The sequence below is a fragment of the Streptomyces sp. MNU89 genome (genome assembly GCF_020982505.1).
GTDB lineage: Bacteria > Actinomycetota > Actinomycetes > Streptomycetales > Streptomycetaceae > Streptomyces > Streptomyces xinghaiensis.
In genome coordinates, this window is the sequence record NZ_JAJKLL010000001.1 from 6,422,027 (window position 1) to 6,438,451 (window position 16,425).

Annotated in this window: 19 protein-coding genes; 13 read left to right on the forward strand and 6 right to left on the reverse strand. The window is 73.5% G+C overall.

Features of this window, described 5'->3' with window-relative positions; genetic code table 11:
• The first annotated feature begins 49 nt into the window (after positions 1-49).
• Entirely contained in the window at positions 50-607 is a 558-nt protein-coding gene (locus tag E4N63_RS27525) for an HIT domain-containing protein (RefSeq protein WP_125623841.1), read from the forward strand.
• Positions 608-656: 49 nt separating this feature from the next.
• On the opposite strand, the gene rpsR is transcribed toward E4N63_RS27525, so the two are convergent.
• From rpsR to rpmG, 4 genes are read right to left on the reverse strand one after another with little or no spacing between them, the layout of a single operon-like run.
• The gene (gene rpsR, locus E4N63_RS27530) at positions 657-905 is read right to left on the reverse strand and encodes a 30S ribosomal protein S18 (RefSeq protein WP_125623840.1); all 249 of its coding nucleotides are present in this window, start codon (positions 903-905) and stop codon (positions 657-659) included.
• A 44-nt stretch (positions 906-949) separates the two neighbouring features.
• A complete protein-coding gene (locus E4N63_RS27535) occupies positions 950-2,110 on the reverse strand; it encodes a GTP-binding protein (RefSeq protein ID WP_230241934.1) in 1,161 nt (386 codons plus the stop codon).
• Positions 2,107-2,373, reverse strand: coding sequence for a type B 50S ribosomal protein L31 (locus tag E4N63_RS27540; protein ID WP_125623839.1), 267 nt, complete (start codon positions 2,371-2,373; stop codon positions 2,107-2,109). Before E4N63_RS27540 ends, E4N63_RS27535 begins: the two co-directional genes overlap by 4 nt.
• A 10-nt stretch (positions 2,374-2,383) precedes the next feature.
• Entirely contained in the window at positions 2,384-2,548 is a 165-nt protein-coding gene (gene rpmG, locus E4N63_RS27545; protein WP_230241936.1) for a 50S ribosomal protein L33, read from the reverse strand.
• Between the two features lie 98 nt (positions 2,549-2,646).
• Here rpmG and rpmB point away from each other — a divergent pair, with 98 nt between their 5' ends.
• Together rpmB and rpsN are read left to right on the forward strand one after the other, a co-directional pair.
• Positions 2,647-2,883 carry a 50S ribosomal protein L28 gene (rpmB, locus tag E4N63_RS27550; RefSeq protein WP_125623837.1) on the forward strand — a complete coding sequence of 79 codons (237 nt, stop codon included), beginning with the start codon at positions 2,647-2,649 and terminating at the stop codon, positions 2,881-2,883.
• A complete protein-coding gene (gene rpsN, locus E4N63_RS27555) occupies positions 2,883-3,188 on the forward strand; it encodes a 30S ribosomal protein S14 (RefSeq protein ID WP_125623836.1) in 306 nt (101 codons plus the stop codon). The genes rpmB and rpsN overlap by 1 nt, the downstream gene beginning before the upstream one ends.
• 148 nt (positions 3,189-3,336) lie before the next feature.
• Here the strand turns inward: rpsN and E4N63_RS27560 are convergent, their stop codons facing one another.
• Both E4N63_RS27560 and E4N63_RS27565 read right to left on the reverse strand, forming a co-directional pair.
• The gene (locus E4N63_RS27560; protein WP_125623835.1) at positions 3,337-4,980 is read right to left on the reverse strand and encodes a hypothetical protein; all 1,644 of its coding nucleotides are present in this window, start codon (positions 4,978-4,980) and stop codon (positions 3,337-3,339) included.
• A gap of 155 nt (positions 4,981-5,135) precedes the next feature.
• The gene (locus tag E4N63_RS27565; RefSeq protein WP_230241937.1) at positions 5,136-7,355 is read right to left on the reverse strand and encodes an elongation factor G-like protein EF-G2; all 2,220 of its coding nucleotides are present in this window, start codon (positions 7,353-7,355) and stop codon (positions 5,136-5,138) included.
• A gap of 208 nt (positions 7,356-7,563) precedes the next feature.
• On the opposite strand from E4N63_RS27565, the gene pgsA reads away from it, so the two are divergent.
• From pgsA to ruvB, 10 genes are all read left to right on the forward strand, one after another.
• The gene (gene pgsA, locus E4N63_RS27570; RefSeq protein WP_125623833.1) at positions 7,564-8,235 is read left to right on the forward strand and encodes a phosphatidylinositol phosphate synthase; all 672 of its coding nucleotides are present in this window, start codon (positions 7,564-7,566) and stop codon (positions 8,233-8,235) included.
• Positions 8,232-9,164 carry a phosphatidylinositol mannoside acyltransferase gene (locus E4N63_RS27575; protein WP_230241938.1) on the forward strand — a complete coding sequence of 311 codons (933 nt, stop codon included), beginning with the start codon at positions 8,232-8,234 and terminating at the stop codon, positions 9,162-9,164. The genes pgsA and E4N63_RS27575 overlap by 4 nt, the downstream gene beginning before the upstream one ends.
• Positions 9,161-10,354, forward strand: a complete 1,194-nt coding sequence (locus E4N63_RS27580) for a glycosyltransferase family 4 protein (protein WP_230241939.1) — start codon at positions 9,161-9,163, stop codon at positions 10,352-10,354. Before E4N63_RS27575 ends, E4N63_RS27580 begins: the two co-directional genes overlap by 4 nt.
• 189 nt (positions 10,355-10,543) lie before the next feature.
• Positions 10,544-11,089 (forward strand): hypothetical protein, encoded by a 546-nt coding sequence (locus tag E4N63_RS27585; protein ID WP_095757668.1) that lies wholly within the window; start codon positions 10,544-10,546, stop codon positions 11,087-11,089.
• A 240-nt stretch (positions 11,090-11,329) separates the two neighbouring features.
• Positions 11,330-12,259, forward strand: a complete 930-nt coding sequence (gene pdxS / locus E4N63_RS27590; RefSeq protein WP_230241940.1) for a pyridoxal 5'-phosphate synthase lyase subunit PdxS — start codon at positions 11,330-11,332, stop codon at positions 12,257-12,259.
• A gap of 159 nt (positions 12,260-12,418) precedes the next feature.
• Positions 12,419-13,006 (forward strand): pyridoxal 5'-phosphate synthase glutaminase subunit PdxT, encoded by a 588-nt coding sequence (gene pdxT, locus E4N63_RS27595; protein ID WP_230242679.1) that lies wholly within the window; start codon positions 12,419-12,421, stop codon positions 13,004-13,006.
• A 44-nt stretch (positions 13,007-13,050) separates the two neighbouring features.
• The gene (locus E4N63_RS27600; RefSeq protein WP_043471767.1) at positions 13,051-13,812 is read left to right on the forward strand and encodes a YebC/PmpR family DNA-binding transcriptional regulator; all 762 of its coding nucleotides are present in this window, start codon (positions 13,051-13,053) and stop codon (positions 13,810-13,812) included.
• 148 nt (positions 13,813-13,960) lie between these two features.
• Positions 13,961-14,623 (forward strand): crossover junction endodeoxyribonuclease RuvC, encoded by a 663-nt coding sequence (gene ruvC, locus E4N63_RS27605; protein ID WP_228429684.1) that lies wholly within the window; start codon positions 13,961-13,963, stop codon positions 14,621-14,623.
• Positions 14,620-15,243: a Holliday junction branch migration protein RuvA gene (ruvA, locus tag E4N63_RS27610; protein WP_125623780.1), complete on the forward strand. Its 624-nt coding sequence runs from the start codon at positions 14,620-14,622 to the stop codon at positions 15,241-15,243. The genes ruvC and ruvA overlap by 4 nt, the downstream gene beginning before the upstream one ends.
• 66 nt (positions 15,244-15,309) lie before the next feature.
• On the forward strand, positions 15,310-16,395 hold the full coding sequence (ruvB, locus tag E4N63_RS27615) for a Holliday junction branch migration DNA helicase RuvB (protein WP_125623779.1): 1,086 nt from the start codon (positions 15,310-15,312) through the stop codon (positions 16,393-16,395).
• The last annotated feature ends 30 nt before the right edge of the window (positions 16,396-16,425 follow it).

Here is a 16,425-nt window from a genome sequence, read left to right on the forward strand (position 1 = left end):
CCGGCCGGGAGCCACCCCCTCGCCGCGTTGCCGCCCGCGCCGGGCGAATATGCTGGCCGTCATGACGAGTGAGCCGGAGCAGCAGATCGGAGTCGGTTCCCAGGACGCCTTCCAGCGCCTGTGGACGCCCCACCGGATGGCGTACATCCAGGGCGAGAACAAGCCGACCGGGCCCGGGTCCGAGGGCTGCCCGTTCTGCACCATCCCGGCCAAGTCCGACGAGGACGGACTGATCATCACGCGCGGCGATCACGTCTACGCGGTGCTCAACCTCTACCCGTACAACGGTGGCCACCTGATGGTCGTACCGTTCCGGCACATCGCCGACTACACCGAGCTGGAGGAGGCCGAGACGGCCGAGCTGGCCGCGCTCACCAAGCAGGCCATGACGGCGCTGCGCACCGCCTCGGGGGCCCACGGCTTCAACATCGGCATGAACCAGGGCGTCGCCGCCGGCGCGGGCATCGCCGCGCATCTGCACCAGCATGTGGTGCCCCGCTGGGGCGGGGACACCAACTTCATGCCGGTCGTCGGCCACACCAAGGTGCTGCCGCAGCTCCTGGCCGACACCCGCCGCCTGCTCGCCGCGGCATGGCCGGAGAGCTGAGAGACCCGGGTGCCGCCGCCGGGCAGGGCAGCCCGGGGAGGCGCCGCGGTTACCGGGAGCCGTGGGGCAGCAGAGCCATCTCCCGGGCGTTCTTCACGGCCCGCGCCAGCAGACGCTGCTGCTGACGGGATACCCGGGTCACCCGGTGGCTGCGGAGCTTGCCGCGGTCGGAGATGAACCTCCGCAGCAGATCGGTGTCCTTGTAGTCGATGTGGGTGATCCCCGCGGCGTCGAGCGGGTTGGGGCGCGCGGGGCGCCCGCGTCCGGACTGCTTCCGGGGGCTGCCGGAGTGCGGCACGGTGGTACGTCCTTTCGGTTCGGGGACGGAGGCGCCCGGGGCGTTCAGCGGACCGGGCGCAGCAGGTCGTCGAAGGCCGGGTGGAGGCTGCGCCAGCCCTCGGGGCCGGCTGCGTACTCCGCGTCGGTGAGCAGGCAGGACTCCAGCAGGGAGAGCAGTCCCTCGCGGTCCAGCTCCAGGGAGACGAAGGAGAGGCACTGGGCCCGGTCGCCGTGCACGGGATGCCAGTCCAGCGCGGCGGCGACCCGGCGGCCGGCCGGCACCAGCTCCCAGGCGGCGTCGGGCAGGGCGGCCAGCCAGGGCCCGGACTCCTCCACGCAGAGCGCGCCGCCCGCGGCGTCCCAGGAGAGCAGGGTGTCCGGGCGGTCCGCCAGCCAGAACCGGCCCCGGCTGCGCAGCGCGGCGCAGGTCAGATCCTCCAGGGCCGCGTGGAGACGGCCCGGATGGAACGGCCGCCTCCGCTGCCAGACGAGGGTGGAGACGCCGTGCCCGTCCGCCTCCTGGGGCAGCAGAGCACAGGCCGGGTGCTGCCGGGCCGCGGCGGCCCCGGCGTCGAACCCCGCGAGAACCGCCCGGCCGAGTTCGCCGGTTCCGAGGGGGATCCGGCAGGCGGCGGGGGCGAGCTGCCGGAGCAACTCGGCGTCGGCCGCGTCCGGTTTCTCCTCGCCCTCCGAGACGGCCAGCAGCGAAGGGTATTCGAGCTGGCGGGCGAAGGCGTCGGCGACGGTCCGCCGGTCGCCGGGGGCGGCGGCCAGCCCGGCCTCGGCGAGGTCGTCGCCGCAGGCCGCGTAGGGCAGGACGAGGGCCGGGTCGACGGCGGTGACGACGGCGGTCAGGGCGAACACCTCACCGGCGTGCCCGGCCAGGACTTCCGCCATCCCCTGCGGTTCCACCGAGTCCCACAGCTCCACGACGGCCAGCCGGTGCTCGCCGCTCTCCGCCAGCAGGTTCAGTGCCGGCACGAGGTCCTCGCGCAGCGCGCAGCAGGCGCAGTCGTTCACCAGCGGGGTGCTGCCGGTCTCCAGCACGCCGTCGGCGTCGCGCACGGTACGGAGCACGGTGCCGTCCGCGGCCTCGGCGAGGTCGTGGTGGAGCGCCACGGTGCCGGGGACGCGCAGCAGCGTCTCCACGGTGCGCCGGCGGGCGTCGGAGTGGAGACCGGCGACCACCGCCACCGGCAGCCGGGGGCCGTGCGCGCCGGTCACCGGTCGCTCTCCGGCGCGGACTTGGTGCCGTAGCGGCGTTCGAAGCGCTCGACGCGGCCCGCGGTGTCCATCACCCGCGCGGTGCCGGTGTAGAAGGGGTGGCTTGCCGAGGAGACCTCGACGTCGATGACGGGGTAGGTGTTGCCGTCCTCCCATGCGACCGTCTTCTCGCTGGTCAGGGTGGACCGGGTGAGGAAGGCGAAGTCCGCCGCGCGGTCGCGGAAGACGACGGGCCGGTAGGGCGGGTGGATTCCGGGTTTCACGGGCATCTCCTCAGCGTTCTTCGCGGAACGTGACGTGGCGGCGGGCTATCGGGTCGTACTTGCGCAGCTCCATCCGGTCCGGGTCGTTCCGGCGGTTCTTGCGGGTCACGTAGGTGTAGCCGGTCCCGGCGGTGGAGCGGAGCCTCACCACGGGGCGCAGGTCGTTGCGAGCCATGGTCCGAGACTATATCGGAAGTGATTTTCGTTTTCATGTAGCCTGCGTGCGGCGGTCGTCACCGCTCCGAGGAACCGACCACGCAGGAGGAGAACGCCTTGTCAGCCCACTGCCAGATGACCGGCCGCAAGCCGGGCTTCGGCAACTCCGTCTCCCACTCCCACCGGCGCACCCGGCGCCGGTTCGACCCCAACGTCCAGCACAGGCGCTACTGGCTGCCGAGCGAGAACCGGCACATCCGGCTCACGCTCAGCGCCAAGGGCATCAAGACCGTGGACACCCTGGGCATCGAACGGGCCGTCGCCGTGATGCGCGCCCGGGGGGAGAGGATCTGATGGCCAAGAAGAGCAAGATCGCGGCGAACGAGCGGCGGCGCCGGGTGGCGGCCCGGTACGCCGAACGCCGGGCCGAGCTGAAGGAGATCATCCGTCGGCCCTCCACGCCGCCCGCCGAACGCCTCGCCGCGCAACGGGAGTTGCGGGACCAGCCGCGGGACGCGAGCGCCACCCGGATCCGCAACCGGGACTCCGTCGACGGGCGGCCGCGCGGGTATCTGCGGAACTTCGGGCTGTCCCGGGTGCGGCTGCGGGAGCAGGCGCACGCCGGTCACCTGCCGGGGGTGCGCAAGGCGAGCTGGTAACCGCCCCGCGGAGCACCGGGCCGGCCGTCGGCACGCGGCTCCCGCGCGCCGGCCTGGACGGCACGCGTACGGCCGGTGACCTGTGCCCCTCGCGGGGGCCGGTCACCGGCCGTTTCGCCGTGCCGTAGGAGCCGGTGCGGCGAGGGCGTCAGGCGTTGTAGACGTCCGCCTTGCCGGGCTCCGCGCCCTGGACCGCTCCGCTGAGGAAACCGGCCCGGCTGCCGAAGCTCTCGGTGTTGACGTCGTGCTCCTCCAGCACGCGTATGGCGGCCTGGTGCACCACGCGCAGCACCGGCGTCGCCGCGCGCAGGGCGTCGTCCGCCATGAAGCGGTGGCGCCAGGGCTGGTCGGCCCAGGCGTGCCGGAGACCGAACGGCTCGGGCAGGCCGAGCTTGCCGCCCATGTGGTCGAGGACGGCCGGGAACCACGTCAGCGGGGCGCGCGCGGCGAGCCGCACCACCTCCTTGGCGTCCACCAGCGGCAGGGAACGCTCCTTGGTCTCCCAGAACCTGACGGTCTTGGAGATCGTCTCCGTCTTCGGCGAGGGCTTGCTGGTGAAGAGGCCGTGCACCGGGCCCAGCGCGTGCCCGGTGACCTCGATGCGCAGGGTGTGGTGGAGCACCGTGACGTTCACCAGCAGGGTGATCACCAACTGGCCGTCCCAGAGCACGAACTGGACGCCCAGGTAGTGCCGGTTCCCGCTGCCGAACTGCTGCTGGTCGCAGATGCGCTGTATCTCGCCGGGCCTGATCTGGTAGCCGTCGTCGCCGGGGCGGGACACCTCGCCCGCGCCCTCGCCGACCGGGGCGACGATCCAGTGGGTGACCGAGGGGGCGGGGAACCCGCCGGTGTGCAGCGGGGTGCGCTCCAGGAGCTTCAGCTGGTCGTGGACGGCGCGGACGATGTCCCAGCTGCGGAACGGGTCGATGTCCTTGTCCGGGTCCTTGGGGACGAGCTCCTCGGCGAGCTGCCAGCTGCCCCAGCGGGTGCCCATGCCGAGGATGCCCTTGGGGCCGGCGTAGAAGACCAGATTGCTGTTCTGCTCGGCGGTCAGTCTGGCCAGATTCTGGCGGAGCTGCTCCGCCGCGGTCTCGTTCGGGTTCTTCGGCACCGCCTCCGGGATCTTCGCCCCGACGGCACCGCCGGAGAGCAGCCCGTTCCAGCGCTCCCGCAGGTCGGCCGCCGTGCGCTCGCAGACCTGCTTGGCCCAGAGCCAGCCGACGACCGGGGCGACGATCATGGCCCGCAGATAGATGCCCCAGAAGCCCGTGAACGGCAGCTTGATCAGGAAGACCACGGCCAGCACGCCGAACGCCACCAGCACCGCCATGCCGAAGGCGCCGGCCCGCTTGTTCGACGCGCCGGCGAGCGTGCGGCGCAGCTGGAAGGCGACGAGCCAGAGCAGCAGTCCGGGCAGGAACAGCAGTCCGAAGACCGCCATCAGCACCGTCAGCCGCGTGTCGCGCTCCTTGCGGATGCGGCTGGCGGCCAGGCAGTGCTCGACGACGGTCTGCGGCTCCATCCCGAAGGACTGGATCAGGGCCTTGCGGGCGCCGCCGAGCATCCGGACCTGGACCGCCCGGGAGAACGCCTCACCGAGATTGGGCTCGAACAACGACAGCTTCGGCGGTGTGATGGACGACTTGTGCCACTCGTTGTCGGCCTTGAGGATCTCCGCGACCGGGCTGTCCCGGTAGGCCGCCGAGGCCAGGGCGGTGGTCGCCGCCGTCTGCCCCGCCCCGCCGGAGAGCGGAACCTGCGCCCCGGGCCTGAAGTCGAAATCGCTCGCCACTGATTGCCCCCACCGCTCGTCCGCTGCGTGGCCTCTTCCCGGGTTCCGTCCCCGGCACACCTGCCGGCCTGCGTCTCAGCGTAGCGAGCGATGGCCGCCCGGCGCAGGGGAGTTGGCCCGCGCCGGACGGTTACCGGCCTTTTTCTCCCCGCTTCCTACCCGTCCTCCCCCTCTCCGGCACGGATCTTCTCGGCGAGCTGCGGCGGCATCGGCTCGTGGCGGACGTACGAGCGGCTGAACCGCCCGGTGCCGTGCGACAGGGAGCGCAGGTCCACGGCGTACCGGCCGATCTCCAGTTCGGGCACCTCGGCGCGGACGAGCGTGCGCCCCGGGCCCGCCTGTTCGGTGCCGACGACCCGGCCGCGGCGCCCGGAGAGATCGCTCATCACCGGCCCCACACAGTCGTCCGACACCATGATCCGCACCTCGGCGACCGGCTCCAGCAGCTTGACGCGGCACCCGCGCGCGGCCTCGCGGAGCGCCAGCGCGCCCGCCGTCTGGAAGGCGGCGTCGGAGGAGTCCACCGAGTGCGCCTTGCCGTCGAGGAGGGTGACCCGGATGTCGGTCAGCGGGTGGCCGGCGGCGACCCCGCGCTCGGCCTGGGCGCGCACCCCCTTTTCCACCGAAGGGATGAACTGCCGGGGGACGGCGCCGCCCACCACCTTGTCCGCGAACTCGATGCCCGAACCGCCGGGCAGTGGTTCGACCTCGATCTCGCAGATCGCGAACTGCCCGTGCCCGCCGGACTGCTTGACGTGCCGGCCGCGCCCGGTGGCCCTCGCGCCGAAGGTCTCCCGGAGCGGCACCCGGTGCGCCACGGCGTCGACCCGGACGCCGTAGCGGCTGCGGAGCCGTTCCAGCGCGACATCGCGGTGCGCCTCGCCCAGGCACCAGAGCACCACCTGGTGGGTCTCCGGGTTCTGCTCCAGCCGCATGGTCGGGTCCTCGGCGACGAGCCGCGCCAGGCCCAGGGACAGCTTGTCCTCGTCGGCCTTGCTGTGCGCCCGCACCGCGACCGGCAGCAGCGGGTCGGGCATCACCCAGGGCTCCAGCAGCAGCGGATGGTCCCTGGCGGAGAGGGTGTCCCCGGTCTCCGCCCGGCTCAGCTTGGCCACGCAGGCCAGGTCCCCGGCGACGGCCCGCTCCAGCGGGCGCTGCTGGGCGCCGAAGGGCGCGGAGAGGGCGCCGACGCGCTCGTCCACGTCGTGGTCCTCGTGCCCGCGGTCGGCCAGGCCGTGCCCGGAGACGTGCACGGTCGCGTCGGGCCGCAGCGTCCCGGAGAACACCCGGACCAGGCTGACCCGGCCCACGTACGGGTCGGAGGAGGTCTTGACGACCTCGGCGGCCAGCGGGCCCCCGGGGTCGCAGGTGAGCGGCGGCCTCGGCTCCCCCTCCGGTGTGGTGACGGCCAGGGGCGGGCGCTCCGGCGGGGTCGGGAAGCCGCCGGTGACCAGCTCCAGCAGCTCGACGGTGCCGATGCCCTGCCGGGCGCCGGCGGCGGGGGGAGCCGCGGCCAGGACGGGGTGGAAGGTGCCGCGCGCGACGGCTCGTTCCAGATCCTCGGTGAGGGTCCTGAGGTCGATGTCCTCACCCGCCAGATAGCGGTCCATGAGGGTCTCGTCCTCGCTCTCGGCGATGATCCCCTCGATGAGCCGGTTGCGTGCCTCCTCGATCAGCGGCAGCTGACCGGGCTCCGGATCGGCCGCCACCCGGGTGCCGGAGGAGTAGTCGTACACCTGCTGCGAGAGCAGGCCGATCAGTCCGGTGACCGTCGAACTCCCGTTCCCGGAGCCTCCGGTGGTGTCCCGCGGGCCGTCGCGCAGCGGCAGATACAGGGGGAGCACCGCGTCGGGGTCGTCACCGCCGAACGCCTCGCGGCAGACGGCGGTCATCTCCTCGAAGTCGCTCCGCCCCGACTCCAAGTGGGTCACCACCAGGGCGCGCGGCATGCCCACGGCGGCGCACTCGTCCCACACCATGCGGGTGGCGCCGTCCACGCCGTCCGCCGCGGAGACGACGAAAAGGGCCGCGTCCGCTGCCCGCAGACCGGCCCTGAGTTCCCCGACGAAGTCCGCCCTGCCGGGGGTGTCCAGCACATTGATCTTGATTCCGCCCCATTCCACGGGGACCAGGGACAGCTGCACCGACCGGCCCTGCCGGTGCTCGATCTCGTCGTGGTCGGAGAGCGTGGTGCCGTCCTCCACGCGGCCGGCCCGGTTCACCGCTCCCGCGGTGAGGGCCAGCGCCTCCACCAGAGTCGTCTTGCCCGAGCCGCTGTGGCCGACCAGCACCACATTCCGTATCGCGGTGGGCCGGTCGGCCGCGACTGCCCTGCCCGCGGCCCCGGGGTGTGTCCTGACGCCTGTATTACCCACGTGTACCGCCTCCCGGTCCGCACGTGTTGAGGTCATTCGAGCTTTGCACCGGGGACACGGGGCGTCCATAGGTCCACCGGCACCCCGGGGAACGGGCCGTCCGGTCCCCGCCCCCGGGGACCGCGGCGGCGGGTGACACGGACGTGGCTACGATGGGCCACCCGGCGGCCCCCCGGCCGCCCGGCTCCAGCGACCCCCCGGGAAGGCCATGCTGAACAAGTACGCGCGTGCTTTCTTCACGCGTGTTCTCACGCCGTTCGCCGCTCTGCTGCTCCGGCTCGGGATCAGCCCCGACGCGGTCACCCTCGTCGGCACCGGCGGGGTGGTGGCGGGAGCCCTGGTCTTCTACCCCCTGGGAGAGTTCTTCTGGGGCACGGTCGTGATCACTCTCTTCGTCTTCTCCGACCTGGTCGACGGCAACATGGCCCGGCAGGCCGGCCGGTCCAGCCGCTGGGGCGCCTTCCTTGACTCCACCCTCGACCGGGTCGCGGACGCCGCGGTCTTCGGCGGGCTCGCCCTCTGGTACGCGGGCCGCGGCGAGGACCTGCTGCTGTGCGCGATCGCCATCTTCTGCCTCGCCAGCGGCCAGGTCGTCTCGTACACCAAGGCGCGGGGCGAGAGCATCGGGCTGCCGGTGAACGTCAACGGGCTGGTGGAGCGGGCCGAGCGGCTGGTCATCACGCTGGTCGCGGCCGGACTCGCCGGACTGCACGCCTTCGGCGTCCCCGGCATCGACATCCTGCTGCCCATAGCGCTGTGGATCGTCGCCCTCGGCAGCGCCGTCACCCTCGGCCAGCGCATGGTGACCGTGCGCCGGGAAGCCGCCGAGGCCGACGCCGCGTCCGCGCCGGGCGGCGCCGCCGAGGGAGGTGCCGCGTGAAGGAGCAGCTGACCGGCGCGGTGTACGGACTGGGCTGGGGCGCCGTCCGGAGACTCCCCGAGCCCGCGGCCGTGCGGCTCGGCCGGACCATCGCCGACACCGCGTGGAAGCGGCGCGGCAAGAGCGTCCTGCGGCTGGAGTCCAATCTCGCCCGGGTCGTCCCGGAGGCGTCCCCGGAGCGGCTGGCCGAACTCTCCCACGCCGGTATGCGCTCGTACATGCGGTACTGGATGGAGTCCTTCCGGCTGCCCGTCTGGAGCCCCGACCGGATCCGGGCCGGCCTGGAGGTCAAGGACATCCACCTGGTCGAGGAGGCCCTGGAGAGCGGCCGGGGTGTGGTCGCGGCGCTGCCGCACCTCGCCAACTGGGACCTCGCCGGGGCGTGGATCACCACCCGGCTCGGCCGGCCCTTCACCACCGTCGCCGAACGCCTCAAGCCCGAATCCCTGTACGACCGGTTCGTCGCCTACCGCGAGAGCCTCGGCATGGAGGTGCTGCCGCACGCCGGCGGCAGCGCGTTCGGCACCCTGGCCCGCCGGCTGCGCGAGGGCGGGCTGGTCTGCCTCGTCGCCGACCGCGACCTGTCGGCCTCCGGCGTCGAGGTGTCGTTCTTCGGAGCGCCCGCGCGGATGCCCGCCGGGCCGGCTCTGCTCGCCCAGCAGACCGGCGCCCTGCTGCTGCCCGTCACCTTGTGGTACGACAGCCCCACCACGATGCGCGGGCAGATCCACCCCGCCGTCGCGGTACCGGAGAGCGGCACCCGGCCGGAGCGTACGGCCGTCATGACCCAGCAGGTCGCCGACGCCTTCGCCACCGGCATCGCCGAACACCCGGAGGACTGGCACATGCTCCAGCGTCTGTGGACCGCCGACCTCGAACCGCGCGCGGCGAGCGGCGGCGGCCGGGCACCGGGAACGGAGACACCGTGAGGATCGGCATCGTCTGCCCGTACGCCTGGGACGTCCCCGGCGGCGTCCAGTTCCACATCCGCGACCTGGCCGAACACCTGATCGCGCTCGGCCACGCCGTCTCCGTGCTCGCGCCCTCGGACGAGGACACCCCGCTGCCGCCCTACGTCGTCTCGGCCGGCCGCGCCGTGCCCGTCCCGTACAACGGTTCGGTGGCCCGGCTCAACTTCGGCTTCCTGTCGGCCGCGCGCGTGCGCCGCTGGGTGCACGACGGCGATTTCGAGGTGCTGCACATCCACGAACCGGCCTCGCCCTCCGTCGGCCTGCTCGCCTGCTGGACGGCGCAGGGCCCGATCGTCGCCACCTTCCACACCTCCAACCCGCGCTCCCGGGCCATGATCGCCGCGTATCCGATCCTCCAGCCCGCGCTGGAGAAGATCAGTGCGCGCATCGCCGTCAGCGAGTACGCGCGGCGCACCCTGGTCGAACACCTGGGCGGAGACGCCGTGGTGATCCCCAACGGCGTCGACGTCGGCTTCTTCGCCCGGGCCGAACCCAAGCACGCATGGCTGGGCGACGTCCTCCACGACAGCGGCGGGGGCCGCGGACCCACCCTCGGCTTCATCGGCCGCATCGACGAGCCCCGCAAGGGCCTGCCGGTCCTGATGAAGGCCCTCCCGGACATCCTCGCGGAGCACCCGGAGGCCCGGCTGCTCGTCGCGGGGCGCGGGGACGAGAAGGAGGCCGTCGCCGGGCTGCCCGCCGGGATGCGCGACCACGTGGAATTCCTCGGCATGGTCAGCGACGAGGACAAGGCGCGGCTGCTGCGCAGCGTCGACCTGTACGTCGCGCCCAACACCGGCGGCGAGAGCTTCGGGATCATCCTGGTCGAGGCGATGTCGGCGGGCGCCCCGGTGCTCGCCAGCGACCTCGACGCCTTCGTCCAGGTGCTCGACGGCGGCCGGGCGGGGGAGATCTACCCGAACGAGGACGCCGCCGCCCTGGCCGGCGCGGCGAACCGGCTGCTGCGCGACCCGGTGCGGCTGCGGCTGCTCCGCGACCGCGGCAGCCGCCATGTGCGCCGCTTCGACTGGTCGACGGTGGGCTCGGACATCCTCTCCGTCTACGAGACGGTGACCGACGGCACGGCCTCCGTCGCCGCCGACGAACGCCCGGGCCTGCGGGCCCGCTGGGGCCTGGCCCGCGACTGACGGGCCGGCGGGTGCGGTACGGGGCGCGACGGGCCCGAACCCGCGGTGGACGGCAAACGGGCGGGCGGGAAGAAAACCCCGCGCGAAGCGCGAAAGGACCCCGCGCGAAGCGCGAACACCCGCACCGGGGGAGCCGGGTGACACCGGCCGGCGCCGCAGGCGCCCGACCGGCCGGTACTGTGGCCCGCCGTGAGCACACTCATCTGGACAGCGGTGGCCCTCGCCCTCATCGGCGTCTATCTCAGCTGGACCGCGGGCCGGCTGGACCGCCTGCACGCCCGTATCGACGCGGCCCGCGCCGCGCTCGACGCGCAACTGCTGCGCCGGGCCTCGGTCGCCCAGGAGCTGGCCACCGCCGGAGTGCTCGACCCGGCCGCGTCCATGGTGCTCTACCAGGCTGCGCACGCCGCCCGGCAGGCCGAGGAGGAGCACCGCGAGGTCGCCGAGAGCGAACTCACCCAGGCGCTGCGCGCCGTCTTCGCGGAGCCCGGGCAGGTGGTGGCCGTACGGGAGGCCCCCGGCGGCGACGCGGCGGCGGACGAACTGGCCGCCGCGGTGCGCCGGGTGCCGATGGCCCGCCGCTTCCACAATGACTCCGTACGCGCCGCGCGGGCCCTGCGCGAACACCGCACGGTGCGCTGGTTCCGGCTCGCCGGCCACGCCCCGTTCCCGCTGGCGTTCGAGATGGACGACGAACCGCCGGAGGCGCTGACGGACCGCACGGTCGGCCACTGAGGACGCCGGACCGCGTGCCGGGGGACACCGGACCGGGGCAGTACGGGCTGCCCGCCTCGCCCCGCCCCGCCTCGCCCCGGTCCGTATCGCCCGGCCGGATTGGCCCCTCCGCTCGGGCCACCGTCCGCAAATTGGCCCTTTCCGTACGACACCGCCGCACGGTTTCCTCGAAGCTGTCCCACACAGGTGTCCGGACCCCCGCCCCACCCGGGCGGACCGGACCGCCGTCATCCGCAGCGAATGAGGTCGAAACCGTGCCCACCACGCCCCCAGCTCCGCTCCGTCCGCCCCGAGACCGGCACCGCGCGCGTCAAGCGCGGCATGGCCGAGCAGCTCAAGGGCGGCGTCATCATGGACGTGGTCACCCCGGAGCAGGCGAAGATCGCAGAGGACGCCGGTGCCGTGGCGGTGATGGCCCTGGAGCGGGTCCCCGCCGACATCCGCAAGGACGGCGGCGTCGCCCGGATGTCCGACCCGGACATGATCGAGGGCATCATCGACGCGGTCTCGATCCCCGTCATGGCCAAGTCCCGGATCGGCCACTTCGTCGAGGCCCAGCTGCTCCAGTCCCTCGGGGTGGACTACATCGACGAGTCCGAGGTCCTCACCCCGGCCGACGAAGCCAACCACAGCGACAAGTGGGCCTTCACCACCCCCTTCGTCTGCGGTGCCACCAACCTCGGTGAGGCGCTGCGCCGGATCGCCGAGGGCGCGGCCATGATCCGTTCCAAGGGCGAGGCCGGCACCGGCAACGTCGTCGAGGCGGTCCGCCACCTCCGGCAGATCAAGGCCGAGATCGGCCGGCTGCGCGCCTGCGACAACCACGAGCTGTACGCCGCGGCCAAGGAGCTCCGGGCCCCGTACGAGCTGGTCAAGGAGGTCGCCGAGCTCGGCAAGCTGCCCGTCGTGCTGTTCTCCGCGGGCGGTGTCGCCACCCCGGCCGACGCCGCGCTGATGCGCCAGCTCGGCGCCGAGGGCGTCTTCGTCGGCTCCGGCATCTTCAAGTCCGGCGACCCGGCCAAGCGCGCCGCGGCCATCGTGAAGGCCACCACCTTCTACGACGACCCGAAGGTGATCGCCGACGCCTCGCGCGGCCTCGGCGAGGCCATGGTCGGCATCAACTGCGACACGCTCCCGGAGAGCGAGCGCTACGCCAACCGCGGCTGGTAACAGCGGAGTCCCGGGCGGCCGCGGAACCCCGAGGCCGCGCCCGGGGCGGGGCGGTACCGCCGGGCACCGCCGCGCCGCGCACCGTCACCGCCGCGCCTCCCGCGCGTTCCACCCCTCGTCCCCGAAGAGGTAGTCACCCGTGCCCGTGCCCACCCCGTCATCGGCGTCCTCGCCCTCCAGGGCGACGTCCGCGAGCACCTCGCCGCGCTGGCCGCGGCCGGCGCGGCCGCCCGCCCGGTCCGCCGCCCCGGGGAGCTGGAGGAGGTGGACGCCCTGGTGATTCCCGGCGGCGAGTCCACCACCATGGTCAAGCTGGCCGGCCTCTTCGGCCTGCTGGAGCCGCTGCGGGCACGGGTGCGGGCGGGGATGCCCGCGTACGGCTCCTGCGCCGGCATGATCATGCTTGCGGACAAGATCCTGGACGGCCGGGCCGGGCAGGAGACCGTCGGCGGCATCGACATGATCGTGCGCCGCAACGCCTTCGGCCGCCAGAACGAGTCCTTCGAGGCGTCCGTCGACGTCGCCGGCATCGGGGGCGGACCGGTCGAGGGCGTCTTCATCCGGGCCCCGTGGGTGGAGTCCACGGGCGCCGCCGTGGAGGTGCTCGCCGCGCACGACGGCCACACCGTTGCCGTACGCCAGGGCAACCTGCTGGCCACGTCCTTCCACCCCGAACTGACGGGCGACCACCGGGTGCACGCCCTCTTCGCGGAGATGGCGCGCGGGGCGGCGGCCGCGCACCGGTAGGATCGCGGAGTTCGTATTCATCGGGTCGTTGAAGGAGCGAGGCTGTGTCCGGCCACTCCAAGTGGGCAACCACCAAGCACAAGAAGGCCGTGATCGATGCCAAGCGCGGCAAGCTCTTCGCCAAGCTGATCAAGAACATCGAGGTCGCGGCCCGTACAGGGGGCGGTGACCCGGACGGCAACCCCACGCTCTACGACGCCATCCAGAAGGCGAAGAAGAGCTCCGTTCCGAACAAGAACATCGACAGCGCCGTCAAGCGCGGCGCGGGTCTGGAAGCCGGCGGCGCCGACTACCAGACCATCATGTACGAGGGCTACGGCCCGAACGGTGTCGCGGTGCTCATCGAGTGCCTCACCGACAACCGCAACCGCGCCGCCTCGGACGTCCGGGTGGCGATGACCCGCAACGGCGGCTCCATGGCCGACCCGGGCTCGGTGTCGTACCTCTTCAACCGCAAGGGCGTCGTCATCGTCCCCAAGGGCGAGGACGGCAAGCTGACGGAGGACGACGTGCTGGGCGCCGTGCTCGACGCGGGCGCCGAGGAGGTCAACGACCTCGGCGAGTCCTTCGAGGTCATCAGCGAGGCCACCGACCTCGTCGCGGTCCGCACCGCGCTCGTCGGCGCGGGCATCGACTACGACTCGGCCGAGGCCAGCTTCGTCCCCACCATGCAGGTGCAGCTGGACGAGGAAGGCGCGCGCAAGATCTTCAAGCTGATCGACGCGCTCGACGACAGCGACGACGTGCAGAACGTCTTCGCGAACTTCGACGTTTCGGACGAGGTCATGGCGAAGGTCGAGGCCTGATCCACGGGCACCGCACCACGCGGCACCGCGCGCCGGACCCACGGCGCGGCACGGGCCGACGGGACACACCCCGTCGGCCCGTCGCGCTGTCGGCGGCAGCCGATAGCCTGCAGGAACACCTGACCGAATCGAGGGGAGGGGCGCCGCTGTGCGCGTACTGGGCGTGGACCCGGGGCTGACCCGGTGCGGCGTCGGCGTCGTCGACGGGGTCGCCGGCCGGCCGCTCACGATGCTCGGCGTCGGAGTGGTCCGCACCCCCGCCGACGCCGACGTCCCCGACCGGCTCGTCCTGGTCGAACAGGGCATCGAGCAGTGGCTCGACGAGCACCGCCCCGACTGCGTCGCCGTGGAACGGGTGTTCAGCCAGCACAACGTCCGTACGGTCATGGGCACCGCCCAGGCCAGTGCCGTCGCGATGCTCTGCGCGGCCCGCCGCGGCCTGCCCGTCGCGCTGCACACCCCCAGCGAGGTCAAGGCCGCCGTCACCGGCAGCGGCCGCGCCGACAAGGCGCAGGTCGGCGCGATGGTCACCCGCCTGCTGCGGCTCGGCGCGCCGCCCAAGCCGGCCGACGCGGCCGACGCCCTCGCCCTCGCCATCTGCCACATCTGGCGGGCGCCCGCCACCAACCGCCTCCAGCAGGCGCAGGCCCTGGCCCGCGCGCAGCACGCGGCGCTCCGCTCCGGCCGCGGACCGGGAACTCCCCGCGCCCCGCGCCCGGCGGGCGCCCCGGCCGCCGTCCCCGCGGGGCCCGCCGCCGCGAGCCCGGCCGCCGCCCGGCCGGAGAACACCCCCGGAGAGGGACCATCGTGATCGCCTTCGTCAGCGGCCCCGTCGCCGCGATCGCCCCGGGCAGCGCCGTCGTCGAGGTGGGCGGCTTCGGCGTCGCCGTCCAGTGCACGCCGGACACCCTCTCCGGGCTGCGCCTCGGCGAGCAGGCCAGGCTCGCCACCTCCCTGGTGGTCCGCGAGGACTCCCTCACCCTCTACGGCTTCGCCGACGACGACGAGCGGCAGGTGTTCGAACTCCTCCAGACCGCCAGCGGCGTGGGCCCCCGGCTGGCGCAGGCCATGCTCGCCGTGCACCGCCCCGACGCCCTGCGGCTCGCCGTCTCCACCGGGGACGAGAAGGCCCTCACGGCGGTACCGGGCATCGGGAAGAAGGGCGCGCAGAAGCTCCTCCTGGAACTCAAGGACCGGCTCGGCGAGCCCCTGGGCACCGGAGCCGCCGCCCGGGCGAAGACCTCCGGACCCGCCGCCTGGAGCGAGCAGCTGCACGCCGCCCTGATCGGACTCGGCTACGCCCCCCGCGAGGCCGACGAGGCCGTGTCCGCCGTCGGCCCGCAGGCCGAGGAGGCCCTCGCCGCGGGCACCGCCCCGCCGGTGCCGCAACTGCTGCGCGCCGCCCTGCAGAGCCTGAACCGCACCCGCTGACCCCGGACCGGGGCCGGGGCCGCGAGCCGGACCCGGTCACCGGCACCCGCCGAGCTGAGAGAGACCATGAACTGGGACGACACCCCTACCGACACCGCGGCCGGGACCGAGGCCGCGGAGCGGCTGGTGGACGCCGGTGCCGCCGGTGAGGACCAGGCCATCGAGGCGGCGCTGCGCCCGAAGAACCTGGGCGAGTTCGTCGGCCAGGAGCGGGTCCGCGAGCAGCTCGACCTCGTCCTGCGCGCCGCCCGCCAGCGCGGCGCCACCGCCGACCACGTCCTGCTGTCCGGCGCCCCGGGCCTCGGCAAGACCACCCTCTCCATGATCATCGCCGCGGAGATGGGCGCCCCGATCCGCATCACCTCCGGCCCGGCCATCCAGCACGCCGGCGATCTCGCCGCGATCCTCTCCTCGCTCGCGGAGGGAGAGGTCCTCTTCCTCGACGAGATCCACCGGATGTCCCGGCCCGCCGAGGAGATGCTCTACATGGCGATGGAGGACTTCCGGGTCGACGTCGTCGTCGGCAAGGGCCCCGGCGCCACCGCCATCCCCCTGGAACTCCCGCCCTTCACCCTGGTCGGCGCCACCACCCGGGCCGGACTGCTGCCACCGCCGCTGCGCGACCGCTTCGGCTTCACCGGGCACATGGACTTCTACGAGCCCGCCGAGCTGGAGCGGGTGCTGCACCGCTCCGCCCAGCTGCTGGACGTCGAGATCGAGCCCGACGGAGCCGCGGAGATCGCCGGCCGCTCCCGCGGCACCCCCCGGATCGCCAACCGGCTGCTGCGCCGGGTCCGGGACTACGCCCAGGTCAAGGCGGACGGGGTGATCACCCGCTCCATCGCGGAGACCGCTCTCGGCGTCTACGAGGTGGACGACCGGGGCCTGGACCGGCTCGACCGCGCCGTCCTGGGCGCGCTGCTCAAGCTGTTCGGCGGCGGACCGGTCGGCCTGTCCACCCTCTCCGTCGCGGTGGGCGAGGAGCGCGAGACGGTCGAGGAGGTGGCCGAGCCCTTCCTGGTCCGGGAGGGGCTGCTTGCCCGTACCCCCCGCGGCAGGGTCGCCACCCCGGCGGCCTGGGAGCATCTGGGATTGCGGCCGCCGCAGAACGCGGGCGGATCCGGCGGTCAGCAGGGCCTCTTCGGGGTCTGACGGCGCGGTCCCCTCGCCTGCCCCGGAACC

Bases quoted from the DNA above. Each gene is read 5' to 3' on its own strand.
- E4N63_RS27525 (WP_125623841.1), top strand. From the start codon at position 50: ATGCTGGCCGTCATGACGAGTGAGCCGGAGCAGCAGATCGGAGTCGGT.
- rpmG (WP_230241936.1), bottom strand. From the start codon at position 2,548: ATGGCTCGCAACGACCTGCGCCCCGTGGTGAGGCTCCGCTCCACCGCC.
- rpsN (WP_125623836.1), top strand. From the start codon at position 2,883: ATGGCCAAGAAGAGCAAGATCGCGGCGAACGAGCGGCGGCGCCGGGTG.
- pgsA (WP_125623833.1), top strand. From the start codon at position 7,564: ATGCTGAACAAGTACGCGCGTGCTTTCTTCACGCGTGTTCTCACGCCG.
- pdxS (WP_230241940.1), top strand. From the start codon at position 11,330: ATGAGGTCGAAACCGTGCCCACCACGCCCCCAGCTCCGCTCCGTCCGC.
- ruvB (WP_125623779.1), top strand. From the start codon at position 15,310: ATGAACTGGGACGACACCCCTACCGACACCGCGGCCGGGACCGAGGCC.